At 71.4% G+C, this 25,895-nt stretch carries 26 protein-coding genes and 2 tRNA genes; 8 read left to right on the top strand and 20 right to left on the bottom strand.

The window, feature by feature from the left end; all coding sequences use genetic code 11:
• Window positions 1–70: 70 nt before the first annotated feature.
• From miv_RS14120 to miv_RS14110, 3 genes are all read right to left on the bottom strand, one after another.
• On the bottom strand, window positions 71–307 hold the full coding sequence (locus tag miv_RS14120; protein WP_048426071.1) for an Lrp/AsnC ligand binding domain-containing protein: 237 nt from the start codon (window positions 305–307) through the stop codon (window positions 71–73).
• 91 nt (window positions 308–398) lie between these two features.
• Window positions 399–1,703, bottom strand: coding sequence for a UDP-glucose dehydrogenase family protein (locus tag miv_RS14115; RefSeq protein WP_207183211.1), 1,305 nt, complete (start codon window positions 1,701–1,703; stop codon window positions 399–401).
• Between the two features lie 85 nt (window positions 1,704–1,788).
• Window positions 1,789–3,912: a glycosyltransferase family 2 protein gene (locus miv_RS14110; RefSeq protein WP_244749055.1), complete on the bottom strand. Its 2,124-nt coding sequence runs from the start codon at window positions 3,910–3,912 to the stop codon at window positions 1,789–1,791.
• Between the two features lie 457 nt (window positions 3,913–4,369).
• Here miv_RS14110 and miv_RS14105 point away from each other — a divergent pair.
• From miv_RS14105 to miv_RS14095, 3 genes are all read left to right on the top strand, one after another.
• Window positions 4,370–4,444, top strand: a tRNA-Val gene (locus tag miv_RS14105).
• 143 nt (window positions 4,445–4,587) lie between these two features.
• Window positions 4,588–4,662 (top strand) — tRNA-Val (locus tag miv_RS14100).
• A gap of 90 nt (window positions 4,663–4,752) precedes the next feature.
• On the top strand, window positions 4,753–4,959 hold the full coding sequence (locus miv_RS14095; protein WP_048426062.1) for a hypothetical protein: 207 nt from the start codon (window positions 4,753–4,755) through the stop codon (window positions 4,957–4,959).
• A 127-nt stretch (window positions 4,960–5,086) separates the two neighbouring features.
• Here miv_RS14095 and miv_RS14090 read toward each other — a convergent pair whose 3' ends face one another.
• The 10 genes from miv_RS14090 to miv_RS14045 form a co-directional block, all read right to left on the bottom strand.
• On the bottom strand, window positions 5,087–5,839 hold the full coding sequence (locus miv_RS14090; protein WP_207183210.1) for a class I SAM-dependent methyltransferase: 753 nt from the start codon (window positions 5,837–5,839) through the stop codon (window positions 5,087–5,089).
• A 143-nt stretch (window positions 5,840–5,982) separates the two neighbouring features.
• Complete coding sequence (gene lpdA, locus miv_RS14085; RefSeq protein ID WP_207183209.1) at window positions 5,983–7,419, bottom strand: dihydrolipoyl dehydrogenase; 1,437 nt, start codon at window positions 7,417–7,419, stop codon at window positions 5,983–5,985.
• A complete protein-coding gene (locus miv_RS14080; RefSeq protein WP_207183208.1) occupies window positions 7,420–7,752 on the bottom strand; it encodes an endonuclease domain-containing protein in 333 nt (110 codons plus the stop codon). It lies immediately after the preceding gene.
• A 237-nt stretch (window positions 7,753–7,989) separates the two neighbouring features.
• Entirely contained in the window at window positions 7,990–9,465 is a 1,476-nt protein-coding gene (locus miv_RS14075) for a pyruvate dehydrogenase complex dihydrolipoamide acetyltransferase (RefSeq protein WP_207183207.1), read from the bottom strand.
• A 4-nt stretch (window positions 9,466–9,469) separates the two neighbouring features.
• Window positions 9,470–10,078: a Uma2 family endonuclease gene (locus miv_RS14070; RefSeq protein WP_207183206.1), complete on the bottom strand. Its 609-nt coding sequence runs from the start codon at window positions 10,076–10,078 to the stop codon at window positions 9,470–9,472.
• An 8-nt stretch (window positions 10,079–10,086) separates the two neighbouring features.
• Window positions 10,087–10,371: a DUF5076 domain-containing protein gene (locus tag miv_RS14065; protein WP_207183205.1), complete on the bottom strand. Its 285-nt coding sequence runs from the start codon at window positions 10,369–10,371 to the stop codon at window positions 10,087–10,089.
• A 5-nt stretch (window positions 10,372–10,376) separates the two neighbouring features.
• Entirely contained in the window at window positions 10,377–11,822 is a 1,446-nt protein-coding gene (locus miv_RS14060) for a pyruvate dehydrogenase complex E1 component subunit beta (protein WP_207183204.1), read from the bottom strand.
• Between the two features lie 100 nt (window positions 11,823–11,922).
• Complete coding sequence (gene pdhA / locus miv_RS14055; RefSeq protein ID WP_089504247.1) at window positions 11,923–12,915, bottom strand: pyruvate dehydrogenase (acetyl-transferring) E1 component subunit alpha; 993 nt, start codon at window positions 12,913–12,915, stop codon at window positions 11,923–11,925.
• A 171-nt stretch (window positions 12,916–13,086) separates the two neighbouring features.
• Entirely contained in the window at window positions 13,087–13,398 is a 312-nt protein-coding gene (locus miv_RS14050) for an FtsB family cell division protein (RefSeq protein ID WP_048428464.1), read from the bottom strand.
• A gap of 43 nt (window positions 13,399–13,441) precedes the next feature.
• Entirely contained in the window at window positions 13,442–14,305 is an 864-nt protein-coding gene (locus tag miv_RS14045) for a helix-turn-helix domain-containing protein (protein WP_244749003.1), read from the bottom strand.
• Window positions 14,306–14,529: 224 nt separating this feature from the next.
• On the opposite strand from miv_RS14045, the gene miv_RS14040 reads away from it, so the two are divergent.
• Window positions 14,530–15,447, top strand: a complete 918-nt coding sequence (locus miv_RS14040) for a DMT family transporter (RefSeq protein ID WP_207183203.1) — start codon at window positions 14,530–14,532, stop codon at window positions 15,445–15,447.
• A gap of 48 nt (window positions 15,448–15,495) precedes the next feature.
• On the opposite strand, the gene eno is transcribed toward miv_RS14040, so the two are convergent.
• Complete coding sequence (gene eno / locus miv_RS14035) at window positions 15,496–16,776, bottom strand: phosphopyruvate hydratase (RefSeq protein WP_048428467.1); 1,281 nt, start codon at window positions 16,774–16,776, stop codon at window positions 15,496–15,498.
• Window positions 16,777–17,022: 246 nt separating this feature from the next.
• Between eno and queF the strand changes: the two genes are divergently transcribed.
• Window positions 17,023–17,487, top strand: a complete 465-nt coding sequence (gene queF / locus miv_RS14030) for a preQ(1) synthase (RefSeq protein WP_048428468.1) — start codon at window positions 17,023–17,025, stop codon at window positions 17,485–17,487.
• Window positions 17,488–17,548: 61 nt separating this feature from the next.
• Here queF and miv_RS14025 read toward each other — a convergent pair whose 3' ends face one another.
• The 3 genes from miv_RS14025 to kdsA all read right to left on the bottom strand — a co-directional run bounded on the left by miv_RS14025 (window position 17,549) and on the right by kdsA (window position 20,151).
• Complete coding sequence (locus tag miv_RS14025) at window positions 17,549–17,878, bottom strand: hypothetical protein (RefSeq protein WP_058620100.1); 330 nt, start codon at window positions 17,876–17,878, stop codon at window positions 17,549–17,551.
• A gap of 202 nt (window positions 17,879–18,080) precedes the next feature.
• Window positions 18,081–19,256, bottom strand: coding sequence for an MFS transporter (locus miv_RS14020; RefSeq protein WP_207183202.1), 1,176 nt, complete (start codon window positions 19,254–19,256; stop codon window positions 18,081–18,083).
• 13 nt (window positions 19,257–19,269) lie between these two features.
• Complete coding sequence (kdsA, locus tag miv_RS14015; protein ID WP_207183201.1) at window positions 19,270–20,151, bottom strand: 3-deoxy-8-phosphooctulonate synthase; 882 nt, start codon at window positions 20,149–20,151, stop codon at window positions 19,270–19,272.
• Window positions 20,152–20,478: 327 nt separating this feature from the next.
• On the opposite strand from kdsA, the gene miv_RS14010 reads away from it, so the two are divergent.
• The gene (locus tag miv_RS14010; RefSeq protein WP_048428472.1) at window positions 20,479–20,940 is read left to right on the top strand and encodes a DMT family transporter; all 462 of its coding nucleotides are present in this window, start codon (window positions 20,479–20,481) and stop codon (window positions 20,938–20,940) included.
• 35 nt (window positions 20,941–20,975) lie between these two features.
• On the opposite strand, the gene miv_RS14005 is transcribed toward miv_RS14010, so the two are convergent.
• Window positions 20,976–21,179 (bottom strand): hypothetical protein, encoded by a 204-nt coding sequence (locus miv_RS14005; RefSeq protein WP_207183200.1) that lies wholly within the window; start codon window positions 21,177–21,179, stop codon window positions 20,976–20,978.
• A 521-nt stretch (window positions 21,180–21,700) separates the two neighbouring features.
• Between miv_RS14005 and miv_RS14000 the strand changes: the two genes are divergently transcribed.
• The gene (locus miv_RS14000; protein WP_048428474.1) at window positions 21,701–23,266 is read left to right on the top strand and encodes an ATPase domain-containing protein; all 1,566 of its coding nucleotides are present in this window, start codon (window positions 21,701–21,703) and stop codon (window positions 23,264–23,266) included.
• On the top strand, window positions 23,253–24,293 hold the full coding sequence (locus miv_RS13995) for a sensor histidine kinase (protein ID WP_048428475.1): 1,041 nt from the start codon (window positions 23,253–23,255) through the stop codon (window positions 24,291–24,293). The genes miv_RS14000 and miv_RS13995 overlap by 14 nt, the downstream gene beginning before the upstream one ends.
• Window positions 24,294–24,312: 19 nt before the next feature.
• Here the strand turns inward: miv_RS13995 and miv_RS13990 are convergent, their stop codons facing one another.
• A complete protein-coding gene (locus tag miv_RS13990) occupies window positions 24,313–25,068 on the bottom strand; it encodes an HAD hydrolase-like protein (protein WP_244749002.1) in 756 nt (251 codons plus the stop codon).
• Entirely contained in the window at window positions 25,059–25,841 is a 783-nt protein-coding gene (locus miv_RS13985; RefSeq protein WP_207183199.1) for a hypothetical protein, read from the bottom strand. The genes miv_RS13990 and miv_RS13985 overlap by 10 nt, the downstream gene beginning before the upstream one ends.
• Window positions 25,842–25,895: the final 54 nt, after the last annotated feature.

The raw sequence follows: 25,895 nt of genomic DNA, 5'->3' as shown, positions 1-25,895 counted from the left end.
GTTGACGGCACCGGGATTTTCGCGACGGGCCGGCATCCGTTCCGCCGGACGGCGCTGCCGCCGGTCCCGCTCAGAAGGCCTTGAAGGTGATGATGGTGCGGGTATCCTGGATGTCCGCGATGGTCTGGACGTGCTCGGCCACGAAATGCCCGATATCCACACCGTCATCGACGTGGAACTTGGCGAGCACGTCGTAATGGCCCGCCGTCGAGTAGATCTCGGAGGCGATCTCGCGGTCGGCGAGGGCGCTCGCCACGGTATAGGTCTTGCCCAGGCGGCACTTGATCTCGACGAAGAAGGTCTGCATCGGCTCGCTCCCGGCGATCATCGAACAATCTTTAGGCTGGAACGGGTCTCGAACGATCCTCGAATCCCGCGTCGCGTCGGAGGCGTGCCGCTCAGGGCCGCCCGACGCTGGCATAGGTGAAGCCGTGCTTGCGGGCATCCTCGGGCCGATAGACGTTGCGCAGGTCGACGAGGACCGGCTCGGCCATCGCCTCGCGCAGGCGCTTGAGATCGAGGGCCCGGAACGCGTCCCACTCGGTCACGATCACGAGAGCATGGGCGCGCTCCGCACAGGCATAGGGGTCGGCGGCGTAGTCCACGCCGGCGAGGAGCGGACGGGCCTGCTCGATACCCTCCGGGTCGTAGGCCGTCACCGTGGCGCCGGCATCCTGCAATCCGGCGATGATCGACAGGGACGGGGCGTCGCGCATGTCGTCGGTGTTCGGCTTGAAGGTCAGGCCCAGCACCGCGATCCGCTTGCCCCGCACCGAGCCGCCGCAGGCGGCGATCACCTTGCGGGCCATGGCGCGCTTGCGGCTGTCGTTGACCGCCACCACCGTCTCGACGAGGCGCACCGGGCTGCCCGCATCCTGGGCGGTCTTGACCAGCGCCAGCGTGTCCTTGGGAAAGCAGGAACCGCCGTAGCCCGGGCCGGCATGCAGGAACTTGCGCCCGATGCGGTTGTCGAGGCCGATGCCGCGGGCGACCTCCTGCACGTCGGCGCCGACCTGCTCGCAGAGATCGGCGATCTCGTTGATGAAGGTGATCTTGGTGGCGAGGAACGCATTCGCCGCGTACTTGGTCAGCTCGGCGGTGCGCCGGCTCGTCACCAGGATCGGCGCGTGGTTGAGGTAGAGCGGGCGGTAGAGCTCGCTCACCACGGTGGCCGCGGCGGGATCGTCGGCGCCGACGACGATGCGGTCGGGCCGCTTGAAGTCGGAGATCGCCGCGCCCTCGCGCAGGAATTCGGGGTTGGAGGCGACCGCGATGGCGATCCCGGGCCGCGCTTCGCGGACGATGCGCTCGACCTCGTCGCCGGTGCCGACCGGCACCGTGGACTTGGTGACGACGACGGTGGGCCCGGTGACGGCGGCGGCGATGTCGCGCGCCGCCTGGTAGACGTAAGAGAGGTCGGCAAAGCCGTCGCCGCGCCGCGACGGGGTGCCGACGGCGATGAACACGGCGTCGGCCCCGGCGACCGCCTCGGCGAGGTCGGTGGTGAAGGAGAGCCGGCTCTGGCGCACGTTCTCGGCGACGAGCGCATCGAGGCCGGGCTCGTAGATCGGGATGCGGCCGTCCTTCAGGGCGGCGATCTTCTCCGGCGCCGTGTCGACGCAGGTGACGGTGTGGCCGAAATCGGCGAAGCAGGCTCCGGAGACCAGGCCGACATAGCCCGCCCCCACCATCGCAACGCGCATCTCACGTCCTCCCGGCAGCGGCGCGGCGCGGCGCCCGCGGGCACCGCTGTAGCGTTGCAGTGCAAAACGGGCAACGGCCGCACCGTTACCAGAGGCGGAACAGCGCCTTCGCCCGGGCGAGGTTCGGGTTGTAATAGGGATCGTTGCGCAGCTCCGGCCCCCAGCGCTCGGTCATGGTGGCGACCTCGGCCTCGAAGCGGGCGCGCTTCTCGGGCGTGTCCTCCTTGCCGCGGCTCTTCGATTCGTGGTGCGTCAGGGCGGCGTGCGGCGTCCAGATCACCCGGTAGCCGGCCTTGCGCACCCGCAGGCACAGGTCGATGTCGTTGAAGGCCACCGCCAGGTGCTCCGCGTCGAAGCGACCGACCGCCTCGAACACCGCGCGCCGCATCATCAGGCAGGCCCCGGTGACCGCCGAGACCTCCTGCGCGATCACCATGCGGCCGAAATAGCCGGGATCGTCGGGTCCGATATCCGGGTGGCTGTGGCCGGCGACGCCGCCGACGCCCAGCACCACGCCGCCGTGCTGGAGCGTGCCGTCCGGATAGGACAGCTTGGCGCCGACGGCACCGACCCCGTCCTCGACCGCGATCGAGGCCAGTTCCGTGAGCCAGCCCGGCGCGACGACCTCGATGTCGTTGTTGAGGAACAGGAGCAGCGATCCGCGCGCGGCCGCGGCGCCGTCGTTCGAGAGCCCCGAGAAGTTGAACGGGCCGGGGCGCGACAGCACCCGCACCCGCGGATCGGCGGCGGCCCGCTCCAGGAGCGCCAGGGCCGAGGGCTCGGTGCTGCCGTTGTCGACCACCACGACCTCGATCGCCGGATACTCGGTTCCGGTCAGGAGTCCGTCGAGGACGACGCGCAGCAGCTCGGCCCGGTCCTTGGTCGGGATCACCACCGAGACGAGCGGGGCCGGGTCGGGCAGGGCGCGCACCAGACGGTTGAAGCCCAGCGGCCCGCGCTCGACCCGGTGCGGCCAGCCGCGCCGCGCCACCAGCTCCTCCAGGGCCTGGAGGCGCGCCGCCTCGGCCCGGGCGAGGAAGGCGTCCGAGAAGGTGCCGGAGCCGATCGCGGTGCGCCAGTGGTACAGGATCGCCGGCAGGTGACGCACGCGGGCGGGGTCCAGCCGGTCGCTCAGACGCAGGAGCAGGTCGTGGTCCTGGCTGCCCTCGAAGCCGGGGCGCAGCCCCCCGACCGCCTCGACGAGGCTGCGGCGCACCACCGTCAGGTGGTTGAGGTAGTTCTGGCCGTAGAGGAGCTCGGGGTTCCAGTCGCCCTTGAAGTGCGGCTCGAAGCGCCGCCCGTCGGCGTCGATCTTGTCCTCGTCGCTGTAGATCAGGTCGAGGTCCGGATCGCGCCGGATCGCCCTTACCACCTCGTAGAGGGCGTGCGCCGGCAGCACGTCGTCGTGGTCCATGAAGGCGACGTAGGCGCCGCGGGCGAGGGCGAGCGCGGTGTTGGTGGCCGCCGCGATGTGGCCGTTCTCGGGCCGGCGCTCGACGCGGATGCGCGGGTCCTCGGCCGCCGCCCGGGCGAGCAGGCGCGGCACCGCCGGATCCGTCGAGGCGTCGTCGGCGATGCAGAGTTCCCAATGCGGGTAGAGCTGCCCGCGCACCGAGCGCAGGGCCTCCTCCAGGACCCTGGAGCCGGGGTTGTAGACCGGCATGACCACCGAGATCAGCGGCGGCTCGCGCCACTGCGCCACCTCGGCGCCGATGCGGGCGCGATCGGCCTCGCTCAGCGTGTCGAAGTGACGGACCCAGGCGTCGTAGCCGGTGAGTCCCGCCGGCACGAGGGCGCGGGCGAGGCGGTGCTGCGAGCGCACGCGCTTGCCGACGGAGCGCCAGAACAGGGCCTGGGCGGTGAGGAGAGGCCGGCGCACGGCCGCCCGGCCGACGAGGGCGGCGCGGCGTCGCACCGTGACGGTGAACTCGGCGACGGCGAGCGCCGGCTCGCCGAGCATCGGGGTGAGCCGCAACGAGGTGGTGCCGGCGGGCAGCCGCCCGAGCCAGGTGAAGCGCCCGTGGCCGAAGGCGCGCTCGTCGAGGCTGGTGCCCTGCGGCCCCTCCGGGCCGTCGACGACGGCGGTCAGCTCGACCCGGCTGAAGGCGCCGTGATTCTCGTCCTTGAAGGCGATCGAGACCCAGCGCGCCCCGAGCCCGAGATCCGCCACGTCGAGGCTCAGCCCCTCGGCCCCGAATTCGAGCCGCAGGCGGGTGAAGTCGCGCGCGACGGTGCGACCGCGCCCGAGCCGGAGCGACGCCCGCAGGGGAGAAGGAGCGGGGGACGCGGAAGGGGTCTGGGCCGTCACCTGTCCTCGCGCCTCTCGCTGTCGCGAGGCCGGCGAGCAGTGCCGCGCCTCGTCATTCTCAATGAAATCAATTGGTTATGCCAAGTTGAGCGGTCGGACGTGTAGCAGGGGGCGGGAGCGGCTGGCAAGAGTCGCCGGCGCGGGCGGCCAGCCGGAGCGGCGACCGGCCGGAAGCCGGGTCGCACGGGAAGGACGGGGCCCTGCAAGGGCGAGCCGGCTGCGGCCCCGTCTCCCGCCCGGCATAGTCCCCCTCGGGAGCCGGCAACGGAAAACCGCGCCGACCCACGGAACCGTCTTGTCACCTGCTGCGACTGCCTCTATACGCCCTCTCACACCGGGGCCGCCCACACGGCCTCGAGGGCGCGTAGCTCAGCGGGAGAGCACTACGTTGACATCGTAGGGGTCACAGGTTCGATCCCTGTCGCGCCCACCATCGCACCTCCGGATGTCAGGGGTCATCCCCTCGGAGTGCGAAGAGGCCGAGGCATCTCGGTCGATCGGAGTAGACGAAGGCGACCCGGTTTCGGGACAGCCTCGCAAGACGACCGTCGGCAGGCCATGCCTGCACGGGTCGATGGGCGCGTAGCTCAGCGGGAGAGCACTACGTTGACATCGTAGGGGTCACAGGTTCGATCCCTGTCGCGCCCACCATCGTCCCCCAACTCGTTTCATCGGAACCGCCCGATCCATACCGGATACCGCCCGTGGGCGGCCGGTTTCCCGACGGTACGGAATCCTCTCATGACCGATCAGGATGTAGGCGTCGCCTTCGCCACTTTGGCGACCGCGCTCGCAGTGGCCCTGCACAAGCAGGGCGTCGCCGATGGCGAGGCGCTCCTGGCCGAGACCGTCGGCACCCTCGAGAGCGTCCTGGACGGCGATTACCCGGAGACCGCGCGGGCAATCCTCTCGGCCTGCGCCCGCTCGCTGCGGGCGGCGGAGGGCTGAGCCCCGCTGACACGCGGCCCTGCGCCGTCGCGGCCCGCGGCCACGGCGCGCCGAGGTCGCGGCTGCCGCGCTCGGCCAGGCTTCGAGGACCATACCGCGATGGACCGCATCCCGAAGGGCCTCGCCTTCAGAGCCAGAACCGCCCCGTCATCTTCTCGTCGCTGTCGATCTCGGACGTGCTCACCACCTGAAGCTGCTCGAACAGACGCTCGATCCCGATCTGGCGCAGATCGTACGACAGCATCTCCCTGCGCAGTGCATTGTAGTTGTCCTTCAGGAACGACGAGCCGGGATCGAGGTTCGTGACCAGCAGGAGCCCGGTCGGAGCGGCGTCGAGCGCCAGGATCTCCAGATCGGGCCGGACCGTCTTGAGCAGCAGCGCCGTCCGCCAGACATCGCCCGTCCACCACCCCGTGCGCGACGGCCTGACCGGAACGATCTCCTCCTCGGTGCGCGCCGTCATCGGCAGTTCCACCGGCAGGCAATCATGGATGGCGATCACCGAGTTCGGCGCACACGCCGCCTCCGTGTTGTAGAAATCGCGGAGCAGGAACTCGCACCGGTGCATGCCGTCCAGGAAGGCGAACTGGACGGGCTCGCCGAACAGGTTCCTGGGGTCGAACCTGGCGAAGAAGTCGTCGGACGTCATCTGGTACAGCAGCGACATCCGACGTGTGGACAAGATGCCGGGATCCGCGATGACGAAGGCAGGATCGACCGCGATCGCGTCGCACCGCGACAGGGCCAACGTACCACCATCCCTGGTGCCGATCTCGAAGTAGTTGCGCGGCCGCAAGGTCGCGTGGATCTGCGCCAGAATTTTCCCGTAGTTTGAGCCGGCATGGCCTTCCAGATCGCATTGCGGCGAAGAACCATCCATCCACCTGCCTCCGCCTATTCGATCTTCAAAGATCGCGCTACAGCGCAGAAACGACACCAACGACGGTCAAGCCGAAGGTTGCGTCTCGTTCGGCCCTGACGCGCGATCATTGCTGTCTTGGAGCTTTACGATTCCATTCAAGCCTATGCGTGGATCACCCGCCCGTAGGCATCGAGCACGCTCTCGTGCATCATCTCCGAGAGCGTCGGGTGCGGGAAGACCGTGTGCATCAGCTCTTCCTCGGTGGTCTCGAGGGTCATCGCGACGACGTAGCCCTGGATCAGCTCGGTCACCTCGGCCCCGACCATGTGGGCGCCGAGCAGCTGGCCGGTCTTGCGGTCGAAAATCGTCTTCACCAGGCCGTCGGGCTCGCCGAGAGCGATCGCCTTGCCGTTGCCCGCGAAGGGGAAGCGGCCGACTCGGACATCGAAACCCTGCTCCTTGGCCTTCGCCTCGGTGAGGCCGACGGAGGCGATCTGCGGCTGGCAGTAGGTGCAGCCCGGGATCTTGCCCTTGTCCATCGGGTGGGTGTGCAGGCCCTTGATGGTCTCGACGCAGATGACGCCCTCGTGCTCGGCCTTGTGGGCGAGCATCGGCGGGCCGGCGACGTCGCCGATGGCGTAGATCCCCGGCACGCTGGTGCGCCCGAGCCCGTCGGTGGCGACGATGCCGCGCTCGATCTTCACACCGAGCGTCTCCAGGCCGAGATTCTCGATGTTGCCGACGACGCCGACCGCCGAGATCAGGATCTCGGCCGTGATCTCCTGCGTCTTGCCGCCCTCGGTCTCGATCGTGGCGGTGACCGCCTCGCCCTTCACGACCTTGGTCACCTTGGCGCCGGTGAGGATCCTGATGCCCTGCTTCTCGAAGCGCTTGCGGGCATGCGCGGCGATCTCGTGGTCCTCCACCGGCAGGATCTGCGGCAGCAGTTCCACCACCGTCACCTCGGCGCCCATGGTGCGGTAGAACGAGGCGAACTCGATGCCGATCGCGCCCGAGCCCATGACCAGCAGGCTCCTGGGCATTTTTTCCGGGACCATCGCCTCGTAGTAGGTCCAGATCTGCTTTTTGTCCGGCTCGATGCCGGGAATCGCCCGCGGCCGGGCGCCGGTCGCCACGACGATGTGCTTGGCGCCGTAGGTACCGGCGGCTTTCGCGCCCTTCGGCGCCTCGGCGCGCTTGGTCTCGCGCACCACCACCCGGCCGGCCTCGTTCCCCTTCGGCGCTGCTTCGATCGCGGCCTCGCCCCAGATCACGTCGACCTTGTTCTTCTTGAGCAGCATGCCGACGCCGCCGTTGAGCCGGCCGGATACGCCGCGCGAGCGCTTGACGATGGCGGAGACGTCGAACCCGACATTCTCCGCCGTCAGGCCGTAATCCTTGGCGTGCTGCATGTAGTGGTAGATCTCGGCCGAGCGCAGCAGCGCCTTCGTCGGGATGCAGCCCCAGTTGAGGCAGATGCCGCCCAGATGCTCGCGGTCCACCACCGCGGTCTTGAAGCCGAGCTGCGCGGCCCGGATCGCCGCGACGTAGCCGCCGGGACCGGCGCCGATGATGAGGACGTCGTAGGTGTCGGACATTCAGGTCTCCGGGGAGGGCGGGGCGGCCAGGGCCGCGATGATCGTGTCGAGGGTGTTGTCGATCGCGCGACTGACATCCGCGTTTGAGAAGCGCAGGACCCGGACGCCCCGCGCTTCGAGGGCGGCCGTGGGCGCGACGTCATAGGCTTGCTGGTCGGGGAAGCCGTGCTGGCCGCCATCGACCTCGACGATCAACCGTGCGCCGAGACAGCAGAAGTCCGCCACGTAAGGACCGAGCGCGACCTGTCGTCGGAAGTGCGATCCCTCGACCGGCAGCCTATGGCGCAGGTGCCACCACAGTCGCTTCTCCGCCGGTGTGAGGGCGTGCCGCATGACCTTGGCGTTCGCCCTGGCTCGCGGTGATGCCGATTGATCGGGCGATCCGTTCCAGGGCATCCGGCGATTCCTCCCGCAGATCGGCAACGAAGAAGGCGCCTTCCCCTTCCCCTTGTGGGGAGGGGCTAGGGGTGGGGGTGGTGCAGAAGGCACCGCCGAGCCATACGCGGCACCACCCCCACGCGGGATCTTCGATCCCCATGACCCCTCCCCACAAGGGGGAGGGGAAAAGTGCTAGACCAGCATGCCCATCGGGCTCTCGATCAGGCCCTTGAAGGCCGCGAGCAGTTCGGCCCCGAGCGCTCCGTCGACCACCCGGTGGTCGCAGGAGAGCGTCACGGTCATCGCCTGGACGACCGCCGGGGCGCCGTTCTTCGCCACCACCCGGGCCTCGCCGGCGCCGACCGCCAGGATGGTGCCGTGGGGCGGGTTGATGACCGCGCCGAACGACTTGATGCCGAACATGCCGAGATTCGACACCGCCGTGGTGCCGCCCTGGTACTCCTCGGACTTGAGCTTCTTGGCGCGGGCGCGGGCGGCGAGGTCCTTCATCTCGGCCGAGATGGTCGAGAGCGTCTTCTGCTCCGCCTTGCGGATCACCGGCGTGAACAGCCCGCCGTCGATCGCCACCGCGACGCCGACGTCGGAGTGGCGGAAGCGCAGAATCCGGTCCTCGGCCCAGACGGAATTCGCCGCCGGCACCCGCTGGAGCGCCAGCGCCAGGGCCTTGATGACGAAGTCGTTGACCGAGAGCTTGAAGGCCGGCTTGCCGTCCTTGTCCTTCGTCGCCCCCGCATTGACCTGCTCGCGCAAGGCCAGGAGCGCGTCGAGCTCGACGTCGAGGGAGAGGTAGAAATGCGGGACGGTCTGCTTCGACTCGACGAGGCGCTTGGCGATGGTCTTGCGCATCCCGTCGAGCGGCACCTCCTCGAAGGAGCCCGGCTCGAACAGTCCCATCACCTGCTTGGCCGTGAGGCCGGAGGGTGAGGCCGCGGCGGGCTTCGGGGCTTGCGCAGGCTCGGGCTTCGCGGCGGGGGCCTCCTTGGCGGCGGCTTGCGGCGCGGGCTTGACCGTCCCACTGGCCGTTTCCTTGGCCGTTTCCTTGGCCGTCCCGCCCTCAATGGCGGCGCGCACGTCGCGCTCGATGATCCGGCCGTGCGGGCCCGAACCGGACACCGCACCGAGATCGAGGCCTTCCTGCTTGGCGATGCGGCGGGCGAGCGGCGAGGCGAACCGGCGGCCGCCCTCCGGCTGCCCGGCAGGGGCCCCGTCCGCGGTCTTGCCGCCGGCCGGGCGCGCGCCTTCCGGGGCCGTGTCGACCCGCTCGTACGACATCGTGCCGCCGCCGGGCGTCTCGTTGCCGGCGGGCGCCTGGGTCTTCGCCGCGTCGGGCTTATCCGCCTTGGCGGGCGCGTCCGCCGTCTTGTCCGGCTTGTTGCCGCCGGCCTCGACGCTGCCCGGATCCTCGCCCTCCTCGGCGATGAGCGCGATCAGCTCGTTGACCGGCACGTCGGCGGTGCCCTCCGGTACCACGATCTTGGCGAGCACGCCCTCGTCGACCGCCTCGACCTCCATGGTCGCCTTGTCGGTCTCGATCTCGGCGAGCACGTCGCCCGACTTGATCGCGTCGCCCTCCTTCTTGAGCCACTTGGCGAGGTTGCCCTTCTCCATGGTCGGCGAGAGGGCGGGCATCAGGACGTTGATCGGCATGGATTCAGGTCTCGGCGGGAGGAGGGGCGGCCGGATCGTCAGGAGGCGAAGCCTCAATGGGGAAGAGATCGTCGAGCGGAAACGGGGCGACATCGAAGGGCGGCAGCACGACGTCCCCGCCTCGCGCCACGGTGCCGAGGAGCAACCAATGGTCACCCACGAGCGCAAAGCCTTCGAGGACACCGTTGGTGGGATCGAGTAGCCAGAGGTGACCGACGCCGAACTCGGCATAGATCTGCCGCTTCGGCCCACGGTCGAGCCGAGTGGTGGACGGGGACAGGATCTCGCAGACCCAGTCGGGCGGGGTCTCAATGAAGGCAGTCTTCGGAATAGCCGGCAAGCGTTCGAGGTGCCAGCCAGCCAGATCGGGCACGACCACATGCGGCCCGAGATGAAGCTCGGGCTCGATCATGAAGATCCAGCCGCCGGGGCCACCGCGCCCCCGGGAGAACGGGCGATCCAGCTCACCCGACAGCCGCGCCGACGCGATGCTGTGCAGCGGCCGCGGCCGCGGATGCGTCTCCAGCACACCATCGACGATCTCGGCCACGAGGTGGTCCGGCACCGCCTCGAGATCGGCATAGGTGGCCCAACGCGGCGCAGCCTCGGCCATGGAACGCCTCAGTTGAAGCTCTCGGGATCGAGGCTCTCGGCCTCCATCCCGGCGCGGATGCGCGCGAAGGCCTCCTCCTCGGACAGCTCGGTCTCGCGGGCATAGACCACGGCCGCCTGGCGGGCGAGGTCGATGAACAGGCGCCCCCAGGTGGCGGGGTCGTCGAAGGAGCGGCGCAGCGCGATGCTCACCGCCCCGTCGACCACGGCGGCACGCAGGACCTCGATGCCGCCCTGCTCCAGGGCGTCGGGCGGAACGTCGAGGGCCTCGAAGCGGGGCTCGTCGTCGGTCATGCCGCTCACCGGTAGCAGACGGCCTTGGCCGCCTCGATCACCTCGGCGACGTTCGGCAGCGCGAGCTTCTCGAGATTCGCCGCGTAGGGCATCGGCACGTCCTTGCCGGTGATGCGCAGGACCGGGGCGTCGAGATAGTCGAAGGCGTCGACCATCAGGCGGGCGGCGATCTCGGCGCCGACGCCCGATTGCGGAAAGCCTTCTTCCACGGTGATGCAGCGGCCGGTCTTCTTCACCGAGGCGACCACCGTCTCCGAATCCATCGGCCGGATGGTGCGCAGGTCGATCACCTCGGCCTCGATTCCGGCTTCCGCGAGTTCGTGCGCGGCCTTCAGCGCGTAGGTCATGCCGATGCCGAACGAGACGATCGTCACGTCCTTCCCCTCGCGGTGCACCTTGGCCTTGCCGATCGGCACCGTGAAGTCGTCGAGCTGCGGCACCGGGAAGGACTGGCCGTAGAGAATCTCGTTCTCGAGGAAGACCACCGGGTTCGGATCGCGGATGGCGCTCTTGAGCAAGCCCTTCGCGTCCGAGGCGGTGTAGGGCATCACCACCTTCAGGCCCGGGACGTTGGAGTACCAGGCGGCGTAGTCGTGGCTGTGCTGGGCGCCGACCCGGGCCGCCGCGCCGTTGGGGCCGCGGAACACGATCGGGCAGCCGAGCTGGCCGCCGGACATGTAGAGGGTCTTGGCCGCCGAGTTGATGATCTGGTCGATCGCCTGCATGGCGAAGTTGAAGGTCATGAACTCGACGATGGGCCGCAGGCCCGTGAACGCCGCGCCGACGCCGACGCCGGCAAAGCCGTGCTCGGTGATCGGGGTATCGACGACGCGCTTCGCGCCGAATTCCTGCAGCAGCCCCTGCGTGATCTTGTAGGCGCCCTGGTACTCGGCGACCTCCTCGCCCATGACGAAGACGTTGTCGTCCCGGCGCATCTCCTCGGCCATCGCGTCGCGCAGGGCCTCGCGGACCGTCTGGGTCACCATCTGGGTGCCCTCCGGGATCTCGGCCATCGCCGGATCCTGGCCGCGGTTGGTGATCACCGCCGGGGCGGCGGGCGTCTCGACCGGCTTGTCGTCCCCGGTCTTGGCCGCCGGGGCGGGGCGCTCGGCCTGGCCTTCCGCCTGCATGTCGGGGGCGGGGGCCTTCTGGGCCTCGGCCTCGGCCTTGGGCTTGGCACCGCCGGCCTCGACGCCCGCCGGGTCCTCGCCCTCCTCGGCCAGCACCGCGATCGGGGTGTTGACCGCGACGTTGTCGGTGCCGTCGGCGATCAGGATCTTGGCGAGCACGCCCTCGTCGACCGCCTCGACCTCCATGGTCGCCTTGTCGGTCTCGATCTCGGCCAGGATGTCGCCGGCCTTGACCGGGTCGCCCTCCTTCTTGAGCCACTTCGCCAGCTTGCCCTGCTCCATCGTGGGCGAGAGGGCGGGCATCAGGATGTCGGTCGCCATGGGGTGCTCTGTCGATCCGGAAGAGGGGCGCGCCGGGTCGGGCGCCGGCCAGGGGCGGGGCCGTCCGTGCACCGGACGGCCGGGGGCACGGAAGGGGGCGCTAGAGCAGGATGTCGGTCCAGAGCTCGGACGGATCCGGCTCGGGATCGCTGGTGGCGAAGTCCGCCGATTCGTTGACGATCGCCCGCACCTTGGCGTCGACCGCCTTGATCTCGTCCTCGGGCACCTTGTGGGCGCCGAGCAGGCGCTTGCGGACCTGCTCGATCGGGTCGGATTCCTCGCGCATGCGGGCGACCTCGTCCTTGGTCCGGTACTTGGCCGGGTCGGACATCGAGTGGCCGCGGTAGCGGTAGGTCTGCATCTCGAGGATGTAGGGGCCCTCGCCGTCGCGGGCATGCGCGATGGCGCGGGTCGCGGCCTCGCGCACCGCGCGCACGTCCATGCCGTCGACCTGCTCGCCCGGGATGCCGAAGGAGACGCCGCGCCTGGAAAAGTCGGTCTGGGCCGAGGCCCGCGAGACCGAGGTGCCCATGGCGTAGCGGTTGTTCTCGATCACGTAGACCACGGGCAGCTTCCACAGCTGCGCCATGTTGAAGCTCTCGTAGACCTGGCCCTGGTTGGCGGCGCCGTCGCCCATGTAGGTCAGGCTGACCGCGCCGTCGCCGCGGTACTTGTTGGAGAAGCCGAGCCCGGTGCCGAGGGACACCTGCGCGCCGACGATGCCGTGGCCGCCATAAAAGTTCTTCTCGCGGGAGAACATGTGCATCGAGCCGCCCTTGCCGCGGGAGTAGCCTCCCTTGCGGCCGGTCAGCTCGGCCATCACGCCCTTCGGCTCCATGCCGCAGGCCAGCATGTGGCCGTGGTCGCGGTAGCCGGTGATGACCTGGTCGCCGTCCTTCGAGGCCATCTGGACCCCGATCACCACGGCCTCCTGGCCGATATAGAGGTGGCAGAAGCCGCCGATCAGGCCCATGCCGTAGAGCTGGCCGGCCTTCTCCTCGAAGCGGCGGATCAGCAGCATCTCGCGATAGGCGTGAAGATCCTCGTCCCGGCTGAAGGCCGGCACGTTCGAGGCCGGCGGCAGCGCCGCCATCTCGCGGGCCTCGTCGCTCCCGCGGTGGGCCTCTTTCGCGGCATCCATCGGCACCCTCCCGGCTGCTACCTTTATGGGAGAGCTTTTAGGGCAGGCGGGGGCGCAAATCGAGCGCTTTGGGACCGAAAGCCGCTGGCCTGGGGATGGGTTGGGGACGACGGGCGCGGCGCGTCAGGGGTTGATGATGACGACGTCGTTGGGGTGGACGCGGCCGAGCACCACCCGGGCGCGCTCCTCCAGGAGGTCGCGGTCGATCTGGTCGCTGCGCAGCAGCGCGACGCGGCGCTCCCACTCGGTCCGGTCGGCCTTGGTGGCGTCGAGCTCCTGCTGCAGGCCGTAGGCCTGGATCTTCAGGGCCCGCTTGGCCTCGAGGCCGCGGCTTCCGCTCTCGGCCTCGTGCAGGAAGTAGCCGACCACGAGGATCGACACGGCGTAGAGGCCGAGCGGCAACAGGATGGCACGGGCGCGACGACGGACTACCATGCGGGGGAGAATGGGGCGGGAGGGTTAAGGAAGGCTCAAGGCGTTACGCCGCGCCCCGCCACGCCGCCGGCGTGAGGCCGGTCGCCTGGGCGAAGCGGCGGGTGAAGTGGCTCTGCGAGGCGAAGCCGCAGGCCAGCGCGATCTGGGCGAGGCTGGCGCCTCCTTCCGCCAGCAGGTCCTTGGCCCGGGCGATCCGCCGCTCGGTCACGTAGCGATGCGGCGGGACGCCGAAGCTCGCCTTGAACATCTTGGCGAAGTGGAAGGTGCTCAGGCCCGCCTCGTCCGCCAGCACGTCGAGGCTCAGCGCCTCGGCGAGGCGCGCCTCGACCAGTTCCGCGATCCGGCGCCGGATCGCGGGGGCGAGGCCGCCCGTCACCGCCCGCGCGCCGCCTCCGGCATGGCGCCGCAGCAGGGCGTGGAGCAGGAGGTGGCAGGCGGAGCCGAGCGCCATCCGGTCGGCGCCCGCCGCCCAGTCGAGGGGCAGCACCGCGCCGCGCATCAGCATGGCGGTGGCGGGGTCCTCCGCGAAGGTCAGCTCGTGCAGGGAGACGGTGCGGGGATCGACGTCCAGCGCGCTCACCGCCTGGTAGGCCAGGGTCTCGGGCGCGACGTAGAGGTGGAGCATCCGCAGCGGACCGCCGATCAGCCAGCGGCTCTCGTGGCCGGCCGGCAGCAGGCAGAGCTTGTCCGGCCCTCCGCCCGACACCGCACCGTCCTCCCGCACCACGCCCTCGCCGCCCTCGAGATAGAGGCTCAGCGTGTGGTGGTCCGGCCGGTCGTAGCGGGCGCGGTTGTCGCGGTTCTGCCACTCGGCGAGCGACAGCCCGCGCCCGAGATCGGCGCTGCGCAGGAGCGCCGCGCCGGTGCGGGACAGGGCGTCGCGGACGTCGGGGTTCGGCGCGGTCACGGGTCTTCGGGCCAGGACGATGGTGCGAGGATAGGCTGTAGGGGCCGGCGCCCGTCCTCCGCAACGGGGCGGGGGCCAGGAAACCCCAAGGAAGCCCCAAGGAAACCCCGAGGAAACCCCGAGGAAACCCCAAGAACCGGCAACGCCGCCCGCCGGAACCGGACAGACCGCCGGCCCGGGCCCGGCCTATCCCGGCCCCTCCGAACCCGCTGGAACCCGCCGCCGTGACCGCCCTCCTGTACGCCCTCACCGTGCTCATCTGGGGAACGACCTGGATCGCCATCAAGCACCAGCTCGGTCCCGTCGCCTTCGAGGCCTCGATCGCCTACCGCTTCGCGCTCGCCGGCACCGTGCTCGCCGCCGCGCTGGTCCTCTCCGGGCGGCTCGCGCCGATCCCGCGGCGGCACCTGCCCTTCGTGGTGCTGCAGGCCTTGTGCCTGTTCTCGTGCAACTTCGCCTGCTTCTACCTCGCCACGCGCTCGGTCCCGAGCGGGATCGTCTCGGTGGTGTTTTCCGCCGCCACGATCTTCAACGTCGCCAACGCGTATCTCTTCCACCGCCGCAGGCCGGCACCCCGGATCCTCGCCGGGGCAATGATCGGGCTTCTCGGCATCGCCTGCCTGTTCCGGGACACGCTTCTCGGTACCGCCCTCGACCGGGACACCGCGATCGGTCTCGGCCTGGCGCTCCTCGGCACCTGGTTCTTCTCGGCCGGCAACCTCGTCTCGGCCCGCAACCAGCGCCACGGGCTGCCGGTCGCCACGGTGAACGCCTACGGGATGCTGACCGGGGCCGCCCTGGTGGCGACGGTCGCGTTCTTGCGCGGGGTGCCGTTCGTCTTCGATCCGTCACCGGCCTATGTCGGGGCCTTGCTCTACCTGGCGATCCCCGGCTCGGTGGTCGGCTTCACCGCCTACCTGACGGTGGTGCACCGGATCGGCCCCGAGAAGGCCTCCTACATGACCGTGCTGTTTCCGGTCGTGGCGCTCACGATCTCGGTCTTCGCGGAAGGCTACCGGGTGACGCCGCTCGCCGGCCTCGGCTTCGCCCTGGTGCTCGCCGGCAACGTCGTGGTGTTCGCGCCGCGACGAGGCCTGCCTGCCCAACGAAAAGGCCGCCCGGAGGCGGCCTGCAAGGTGTGATGCCGTCATGAGCGGGGAGGGGCGCGCGAGCCCCTCCACCGGGGACGATCAGCCGATCTTCAGCGCGCCGCGGCCGAGGTAGCGGGCCTGCGAGCCCAGGCCCTCCTCGATGCGGATGAGCTGGTTGTACTTGGCCAGTCTGTCCGAACGGGCGAGCGAGCCGGTCTTGATCTGCCCGCAATTCGTCGCGACGGCGAGGTCGGCGATGGTCGCGTCCTCGGTCTCGCCGGAGCGGTGCGACATCACGGCGGTGTAGCCGGCGCGATGGGCCATGTCGACGGCGGCGAGCGTCTCGGTCAGCGAGCCGATCTGGTTGACCTTCACCAGGATCGAGTTCGCGGTGCCCTTGGAAATCCCCTCCGACAGGCGCGTGACGTTGGTCACGAACAGGTCGTCGCCGACGAGCTGGCAGCGGTTGCCGACCTTGTCGGTCAGCGCCTTCCAGCCGGCCCAGTCGTCCTCGGACATGCCGTCCTCGATCGACAGGATCGGGTAGGCGTCGACGAGCTTCGCCAGGTAGGTCGCCTGGGCCTCGGGGTCGCGGGTCTGGCCCTCGCCCTCGTAGACGTACGAGCCGTTCTTGAAGAACTCGGTGGCGGCGCAGTCCAGCGCCAGCACGATGTCGCGGCCCGGCTCGAAGCCGGCGGCGCGGATCGAATCCATCACGAAGTCGAGCGCCGCCTCGGCCGACGGCAGGTTGGGGGCGAAGCCGCCCTCGTCGCCCACGTTGGTGTTGTGGCCGGCCTTCTTCAGGGCGCCCTTGAGGGTGTGGAACACCTCGGCGCCCCAGCGCACCGCCTCGGCGAGCGACTCGGCGCCCACCGGCATGATCATGAATTCCTGGAAGTCGATCGGGTTGTCGGCGTGGGCCCCGCCGTTGATGATGTTCATCATCGGCACCGGCAGGATCCGGGCCTGGGTGCCGCCGACATAGCGGTAGAGCGGCAGGCCGGAGGCCTCGGCGGCGGCCTTGGCGACGGCGAGCGAGACGCCCAGGATCGCGTTGGCACCGAGGCGGGCCTTGTTCGGCGTGCCGTCGAGCTCGATCATCGCCTCGTCGATGGCGGCCTGCTCCTCGGCGTCCATGCCGCCGATCGCGTCCAGGATCTCGCCGTTGACCGCCTCGACGGCCTTCAGCACGCCCTTGCCGCCGTAGCGGGACTTGTCGCCGTCGCGCAGTTCCACCGCCTCGTGGGCGCCGGTCGAGGCACCGGACGGGACCGCGGCGCGGCCGAAGGAGCCGTCCTCGAGGAGGACGTCGACCTCCACCGTGGGGTTGCCCCGGCTGTCGAGGATCTGGCGGGCGGCGATGTTGGTGATCGCGGTCATGAGAGGATCTCTCGGGCAGGCATCGAGCGTTCGCGCGGCTTATCGGCCAAGATGCCGCCTGCGGCAAGCCGCCCAAGGGTGGGGAATGGCGAGGGGCGGCGGCGGGGAGAGACCGGGTGCCGGAAGGGAAGACGGCCGGTGCCGGAGACGGACCCGCGCCCGGCGGAGGTCGTCGAGGGTCTCCCGTGCGCGCTCGCGCAGGGCCGCCGGTATCGCGCGGGCCCGCGCGGGTCTATTAGGGCGGGCATGACGCACGACATCACCGACCACGCCCGGCAGCTCGGGCAGCCCACCGCCCAGCCGCGCTCGCCGGAAGAGGCCCAGCTCGACCGCGTGCCGAACCCGCACCCGGACACCGATTACTGCGCCCGCTTCACCGCACCGGAATTCACCTCGCTCTGCCCGGTGACCGGCCAGCCCGACTTCGCCATCCTGGTGATCGACTACGTACCGGATCAATGGCTGGTCGAGTCGAAGTCGCTGAAGCTCTACCTGCACAGCTTCCGCGATCACGGCGCCTTCCACGAGGATTGCACCGTCGGCATCGGCCGCCGGCTGACCGCGCTCCTGGAGCCGCGCTACCTGCGGATCGGCGGCTACTGGTACCCGCGCGGCGGCATCCCGATCGACGTGTTCTGGCAGACCGGCACCCCGCCGGCCTCGGTCTGGCTGCCCGACCAGGGCGTGCCGCCCTACCGCGCGCGGGGCTGAACGAGAGAGGGGCGGCCGGGTTCCCCCGGCCGCCCCTCGTCATGTCGGATGGGTTGCGGTCTCAGTAGCCGTAGCCATACCCGTAGGCCGGGGCCGGGGCGCCGTAATAGCCGTAGCCGTTGCGGCGGGCGGCATCGGCGGCGGCGGCCGCACCGATCGCGCCCACGGCGGCACCGGCGATGCCGAGGCCGACGGCGGCGCCCGGCGAGATGCCGCGGCGGCGCCCGCCATAGGCGTAGGGCCGGCCGACGTAACCCCGACCATAGCCGTGGCCGTAATGGTGGCCGTAGCCGTGACCGCGCCAGCCCTGGGCCTGGGCCGGGGAGGGGGCGACGGTGGACACGGCGCCGAGGGCCACCGCGAGGGCCGGGATGATCGCCAGCTTGCGCATCGTTGATCTCCTGCTTTCGTTCAAGCCATATGACCCGGACAACGAGCTCGGCAGGATAGGGTTCCCGCAATCGTTCGGCCCGGGGCCGCCCGCCGTCGCGGCGATGGACCGGTCATCCGGCCCTCGCCACGGGGGGCGTGACTGGGGCTGATCCTGGCGGCCGTCGCCTGAATTTTGGCTGAACTGGCGCTCGACCGGGCTGTCAGCCCGGACGGGCGAGCCGGCGGGCCGTGACGAGGCCGAGAACCAGGATCGCGGCGGCGCAGAGGGCGAGCGCCGGCAGCTGGCCGAGGGTCTCGAGGCCGAGGCCCAGGACCGCCACGCCGATCGCCTGGCCGCAGAAGAACGAGAAGGCGTGGAGCGCCACCGCCGAGGCCCGGGCCTCCGGCACCACCTCGGTCACCTGCACCTGGAAGGTGTTGTGCAGCATGTAGAACCCGAGGCCCAGGGCCACGAGCGCCGCGGCGTCGGTCTGCCAGGCGCCGGCGAGACCGACGACGAGGAGCGCGCCCCCCGAGACCGCGCCGCCCGCCATCAGCATCCGGGTCTGGCCGAGGAGGCGCAGCAGCAGCGCGACGGTGAGCGAGTAGGTCAGGCCTCCGGCGGCGAAGCCCGCCAGCACCAGCCCGGCCTCCCGGGGTCCGCCCTCGCCACGGGCCTCGATCAGGTGGGCGAGATGCGGGAAGATGCCGAACACCGCGATCGCCTCGACGAAGACGGCGGCAAAGAGCACCCGGGCGCGGGGGGTGCGCAGGATCGTGCGGTAGCGCGCCAGCGCCGGGGCCACGGCGAAGCGGCCCCCGGGCGCACGCAGGCGTCGGGCGAAGCCGAGGGCGACCCCGGACAGGCCGACCGCCCCGACCCCGGCGGCGAGGGCGAAGACGCCGCGCCAGCCGATCGCTCCCTCGATCAGCCCGGCGATGGTGGAGCCGGAGAGCTGGCCGAGGATCACCGCGACGAGGAAGCGGCCGATCGCGACCTGGCGCTGGGCCATCGGGATGCGGTCGCCCATCATAGCGAGCGAGAGCGGGATCACCCCGCCGGCCGCCGCGCCCGCGACCATGCGCAGGCCGAACAGGGTGCCGATGTCCCCCGCGACCGTGCAGGCCGCGAGCGCGAGACTCATCACCAGGAGGCAGGTGACCACCACCCGCTCCTTGCCGAGCGCGTCGCCGACCGGGCCGAGGATCGGCTGGATCAGCGCGTAGGGCAGGGCGAAGGCGGTGGAGAGGAGCGCCACGGTAGCGGGCGGGCTCGCGAGGTCGCGGGCGAGCACGCCGACCAGCGGCTCGACCACCCGGCCGGCGAAGGTGCTGGCGAAGCCCCCGGCGGCCAGGACCGCGATCAGGCGGGAGGGCGAATCGCTGGCGGCCTGCATCGCCCCGGCCCCGTCAGACGCCGGTCCCGTCGGCGGATCGGGCCTTGGCGAGCCGGTCGAAGGCCTGGAGCTCGGCGAGCAGGACCGGCATCTGGCGCAGCGGCACCATGTTGGGCCCGTCGGAGGGCGCCCGGTCGGGATCGGCGTGGGTCTCGATGAACACGCCCGCGACCCCCACCGCCACCGCGGCCCGGGCGAGCACCGGCACGAATTCGCGCTGGCCGCCGGAGGTGGCGCCCTGGCCGCCGGGCTGCTGCACCGAGTGGGTGGCGTCGAACACCACCGGCAGGCCGCCGCTCACCCCCGCCATGATCGGCAGGGCGCGCATGTCCGAGACGAGGGTGTTGTAGCCGAAGGAGGCGCCGCGCTCGGTGAGGAGCACGTTGGGATTGCCCGCGCCCGTGATCTTCGCCGCGACATGGGCCATGTCCCAGGGAGCGAGGAACTGCCCCTTCTTGACGTTGACCACCCGGCCGGTGGCGGCCGCCGCGAGCAGCAGGTCGGTCTGCCGGCACAGGAAGGCCGGGATCTGGAGCACGTCCACGGCCTGCGCCGCCGCGGCGCAATGGCCGGCCTCGTGCACGTCGGTGACGACCGGGAGCCCCAAGGTCTCGCGGATCTCGGCGAAGATCGGCAGCGCTTGGGTCAGACCGAGGCCGCGGCTCGACCCGGCCGAGGTGCGGTTGGCCTTGTCGAAGGACGACTTGAACACGAGGCCGATGCCGAGAGCCGCCGTCATCTCCTTGAGGGCGCTCGCGACCTCGAGGGCGTGGGCCCGGCTCTCCAGGGCGCAGGGGCCGGCGATCAGGCTCAGCGGCAGATGGTTGCCGAACCGGACGGAGCCGGCGGCGACGGTGACGGGCGACGGGGCGGTCGAAGGCGATTGGGTCGACATGGTGGGGAGGCGTAGCGGGTTTCCGGGGGCGCGGGAAGGTGGCGGGCCGCAGGGCTCGTCCTCGCGCTTCGCGGACCGCGATCCGGCGGAGGCCGACGATCCATCGCTGCTCTGGCGGGCCGGAGAGAGCCTCGACGGGTCTCGTTCGTGCCCCGGTGACGGACCGGCGGCATCGGCCGGAGCCGTCATCGGCCCGGCGGCACGCCGGCCTCCGCGTTCGTCTCTGGTATTTTACGCTCGTCCATCATAGGAGATGATTGTCATCGACAGGAGCCGTGCCATGCCCTCCCACCCCGCCCCATCCGCCCGTTCCGCGGACGTCGCCCGATGAGCGGCGCGGCGATCCTCTGCCTCGTCGCCGGGGCGGGACTGGTGGTGCAGAACGCGCTGATGGGGGCCATGGCGACGCGGGGCGCCGGCTTGACCGGGGCGCTCCTGTGCAACTCGCTGGTCGGGCTGTCGCTGCTCGGCCTCGTCGAGGCCTGGCGCAGCGGGCCGGGCTTCCCGCTGCGGCTGGTGGAACGGGCGGAGCCCTGGTTCCTGGTGCCGGGGCTGCTCGGCACGCTGTTCGTGGCCGCCTGCCTGTACGGCTACCGCCAGCAGGGCGCGACCGTCACGGTGACCATGGTGGTGGCCGGCCAGCTCGCGGCGGGGATCGCCGCCGATGCCGCCGGCCTGACCGGCCGGCCGGGCGGCACCGCGGCGCCGCTCGGCTGGCAGACCTGGTGCGGGGCCGCGCTGCTCGTCGCCGGCGCGGTGCTGGTCCTGCGGGGACGGGGGGCGGCCTGACGAGGGGGGAGCCGGTGCGGGCCGGCCCCGCTCCGTCAGCCCCGGGCGCCCCGGGGCGCCTCGGTGGCGGTCGCGGCGAGGCCGTCCGGCGAGGCGCCGGGGCCGAGCAGGTTGACGGCCACGTGCAGGCCGATGGCGGGTCCGAAGACCAGCGCCAGCATGAGAAGCAGAACGACCACGACGCTGCGGTCGCGGGTGGCGGCGCCGCCGGAGCGGGCGGTCATCGTCGTCAGGGTCATGGCTCACCTCGTTCGACCGGCCGCATCGGCGCCGGTCGCGGGCGAGCCCGATCAGCGATCAGGCGCGGGTCACGCGAGGCGGCACCGAGGCGGCGCGGTCCGTCGACTACTGTCGCTGGGCATGGGGGATTCAGGATTCCGATGAGGCCGCGCGGCACCGAATCGTCGGACGACGCGCGGACCAGCGCCACATGCGTGCGAACCCCCGCGGCGTCAAGGGGACGGGTCCACTTTTTCCCGCAGCGCATCATGCGGGTGCCGGCGCGATGCCACGCCCGCGTGGAACCTGCCGGGCGATCGCACGATCCCTTTGTTCTCGCCGCATTTCTTTGCCACAAGCCGATCACGACCCCAGCCGGGCGAAAAAGGCCCGTCGCCGCCGATCGTGGGGCGCCTCACCGAGACCTCCCGCCGCACGTCGCCGCCCCGGGCGAGCGATTGGCAGCGGTCCGGCCTTCTCGGGAGACGCCCGACGATCAGACCGTCACGAGACCTGCCTGCCGAAGGCCCACCCGCCGTCCATGTCCGATCCTCTGCCCGATCCCCAGCTTCCGCCCCCCGACGACGCCGCGCCGATCCCGACCGGGGTGCCGGGCCTCGATTCCATCCTGGAGGGCGGCTACGCGGCCAACCGCGCCCACCTGATCGAAGGACGGCCCGGCTCCGGCAAGACCACCCAGGCGCTGCAATTCCTCCTCGACGGGGCGCGGCTCGGCGAGCGCTGCCTCTACATCACCCTGTCGGAGAGCCGGCGCGAGCTCGTCTCGGTCGCGGCCCGCCACGGCTGGTCGCTCGACGGGATCGAGATCTTCGAGCTGGTGCCGCCCGAGCTCAGCCTCGATCCGCGCCAGCAGCAGAGCCTCGTCCATTCCTCCGACCTCGAACTCGGCGAGACCGTCAGGCTCGCCATCGCGGAGATCGACCGGATCAAGCCGCAGCGGGTGGTGTTCGACAGCCTCTCCGAGATCCGGCTCCTGTCGCAGGGGTCTCTGCGCTACCGCCGCCAGGTGCTGGCCCTGCGCAGCTACCTGCTGATCCACGACACCACCGCGCTCCTCCTCGACGACCTCACCGCCGAGCAGGACGACCTCAACCTGCACAGCCTCTGCCACGCGGTGATCCAGCTCGAGCAGCTCGCCCCGGTCTATGGCGGCGAGCGCCGGCGCCTGCGGGTGATCAAGATGCGCGGCACGCATTTCCGCGGCGGCTTCCACGACTTCGTCATCCGCCGCGGCGGCCTCACGGTGTTCCCCCGCCTGATCGCGGCCGAGCACGGCCATGCCTACGAGATCGACCGCCTCGGCAGCGGCAATCCCGGTCTCGATTCGCTGCTGGGAGGGGGCCTCGACCGGGGCACCAGCACGATGCTGCTCGGGCCCTCGGGGGTCGGCAAGTCGTCGACGGCGCTCGCCTACGTCACGGCGGCGCTGGCGCGCGGCGAGCGCGGGCTGATCCTGAGCTTCGACGAGCCGATCGGGATCCTGCGGCGCCGGGCCGCCGGCCTCGGCATGGACATCGCCGCCGCCATGGCCGACGGCCGCCTGCGGGTCGAGCAGATCGACCCGGCCGAGGTCTCGCCGGGCGAGCTCGCCACGATGGTCCGCGACGCCGTCGAGCGCGCGGGCGTCCGCCTGGTGCTGATCGATTCGCTCACCGGCTACCACAACGCGATGCCGGGCGAGCAATATCTGCTGCTGCAGATGCACGAGATCCTGACCTACCTGAACCAGCAGGGGGTGACGACGCTGCTGGTGCTGGCCCAGCACGGCCTCGTCGGCCAGATGTCGGCGGCGGTCGATCTCACCTATCTCAGCGACACCGTCGTGCTCTTTCGGTTCTTCGAGGCGGACGGGCACTTGCGCCGGGCGGTCTCGGTGGTCAAGAAGAGGGTGGGGCCGCACGAAGACACCATCCGGGAACTCCGGATCGACGGCGGCGGTTTGCGTGTCGGCGCGCCGCTGACGGGCTTCCGGGGGGTCCTGACGGGCGTGCCGATCTACGAGGGCCGCCTGCCGGCCGAGGGCGTGGGGCCCGCGCGGGACCTGCCGGTGGGGTCGGGCGATCGGGACAGTCATGAGAGAGAATGATCCCCCGGTCCTGATCCTGGCGCCTGCCGGCCGCGACGCCGAGGTGGCGGGCACCATCCTGGAGGAGGCCGGCCTGCGGGCCGAGGTCTGCGCCGACCTGCCGGCGCTGGTCGCCCGGCTCGACGAGGGCAGCTGCGCGGTCCTGACCGAGGAGGCCCTGCGCGCCTCCGACCGCCACGGGCTCGCCGCCTACCTCGCCGGGCAGGAGCCGTGGTCGGACTATCCCTTCGTGCTGCTCACCCTGCGGGGCACCCCGCCGGAGGCGCGGCTGATGGAGTCGCTGGGCAACGTCACCCTGCTGGAGCGGCCGTTCCACCCCGCCACCCTGGTGACCGCGACCCGCTTCGCCGTGCGGGCGCGCCGGCGCCAGCGCGAGGCCGCGGCCTTCCTGCACGAGCGCCAGCAGACCGCCGAGCGCCAGGCCCTGCTGATCCGCGAGCTGCACCACCGGGTGAAGAACACGCTCGCCACCGTGCAGGCGCTGCTCGGCGCCTCGGCGCGCGGGGCGACCAGCGTCGACGAATTCTACCAGGGCTTCTCGGCCCGGGTGATCTCGCTCGCCAAGACCCACAACCTCCTGACGGAGGATTACTGGCAGATGGCCTCGCTCCAGGAGATGCTGGAGAACGAGCTCGGCCCCTACAACGACGAGGCCGGCAAGCGCATCGCCCTGAAGGGGCCGCTCGTCGAGCTCACCGCCGACCTCGCGGTGCCGACCGGCATGGCGATCCACGAACTGACCACCAACGCCGCCAAGCACGGCGCCCTCTCGGTGCCCGAGGGGCGCATCACCGTGACCTGGGCCGTCGATCAGGGTGAAACCGGCCGGCGCCTGCGCCTCGACTGGACCGAGCGCGGCGGCCCGCGCACCGCGGAGCCGACCCGCAAGGGTTTTGGGTCGACCCTGCTGCAGCGGGTGCTCACCATGCAATGCGGCGCCGACATCCGCTTCGACTTCAAGCCGACGGGCCTGCATTTCCGCATGGAAGCGCCGCTGGTCGAGCACCGGACGGTGCCGCACTACTGAAAGCGCGCCGCGACCGCCTTCAGGCGGCCCGGGCGGCGGGCGGCAGGAGCGCCGCCGCCACCGCCTCGGGGGTCGCGAACAGATGTGCCGGGCCCGCGGCCGCGAGCGCCGGTCCCCGGGTATAGCCCCAGGTCACCGCCCCGAAGGCGAGGCCCGCCCGCGCGGCCGCCGCGTGATCGCGCAGCTCGTCGCCGAGGCACAGCACCCGGCCGGGGGAGACGCCGCTCGCCCGCACCACCGCGGCGAACCGGCGCGCCTTGCCGAACACGCCGGCGCCGCAGGCGTAATGCCCGATCAGGCCGGCGCAGTCGGGGCCGAGCACCCGGCGCACCACGTCTTCGCGGTTCGAACTGACGAGGGCGAGGGCGATGCCGCCCTCCCGCAACCGCCCGAGCAGGGCCGGGATGCCCGGAAACAGCGCCAGCGCGCCGGCATCCCGGGCGGCGAGCCCGTGCATGTGGCGGGCGATGAAGGGCAGCTTCCAGCCGGCGACGCCGAGGCGCCGCATCACGCCCCGCGCGTCGAGCGCCCGCAAGGCCTCGACCTCGTCGGCCGTGGGCCGGCGGAAGCCGTAGCGATCCGCGACGCCGGGCAGGACCCGGGCGAACCACGGGAAGGTGTTGGCGAGCGTGCCGTCGAAGTCGAGGACGACGAGCCGGTACGGCGGGTCGTTCCGACCCGCATCGAGGTCGGCCCGACCCGCATCGAGGTCGTTCCGACCCGCATCGGGGTCGGCCCGACCTGCTTCGGGGCCGGCCCGGCCCGCTACCAGCACACGCGGGGCAGCCGGCGCTTCCAGCGCTGGCCGACGCGCAGGTCCTCGTCGCCGGCGCGGCGCTTGGCCCGCAGGCGGATCTCGCCGGCTTCGGCGGTCTCGGCCTCCGGGGCCTTCGGCGGGGGCGCGGCGGCCTGGACCTTGGGGGCGGCCGGCACGGCGATCGGGGCGGGGGCCTGGATCGGCGCCTCGTCGGGCCAATCCTCGGGCCACACGAAGGCCGGGCGGGGGCCGGCCGTGCGGCGCGGCGCCGGTGCGGCGGTGCGGTAGCGGCGCACCCGCGGCAGCTTCGCCTCGGGCTCCGGCGCCGCCTCGGGCTCCGGCTCGGGCTCCGGCGGGGCGATCAGGCTCGGCAGGACGCGCTTGGCGGACTTGGCGTCGGCGGCGGCCGCCTGCGAAGGCTTGGCGAAGATGTCCTTCGAGAAGACGTCCTTGGCGGACGGCTCCCTGGCCGGAGAAACCTTCGCGGAGGAATCCTTGAAGGGATCCTTGGCGAAGGGATCCTTGTTGAAGGCCGGGGCCGCCGGCGGGTCGAACCGGCCGGACTGGGTGGCCGCGGCGGCCTCCTCGAAGAGGCCTGTCCCGGCCCACAGGTTGCGGCCCGGGGAGGCGGGCCGGCGCTCGGGCTCGCCCGTCGCGGCGGGGCTCGCCGGGGGCTTGCTCGCGGGGCGCTCGCTCTGGGGCCGCTCGCTGTCGGGGGTGGCGATCAGGGGGGAAGTGCGGCTGCGCTTGATCTCGACCGTGAATGACGGTCTCGCGCGGTGGCGCGTCATTGAATGTCCTGAAGCGATCTGTTCGGAATCAGTCGCCCGCGGCCATGCGCGCGG

The sequence above is a fragment of the Methylobacterium indicum genome, assembly GCF_017347565.1.
In the GTDB taxonomy this organism is placed as follows: domain Bacteria; phylum Pseudomonadota; class Alphaproteobacteria; order Rhizobiales; family Beijerinckiaceae; genus Methylobacterium; species Methylobacterium indicum.
This window is presented reverse-complemented; position numbering and strand designations above follow the sequence as displayed.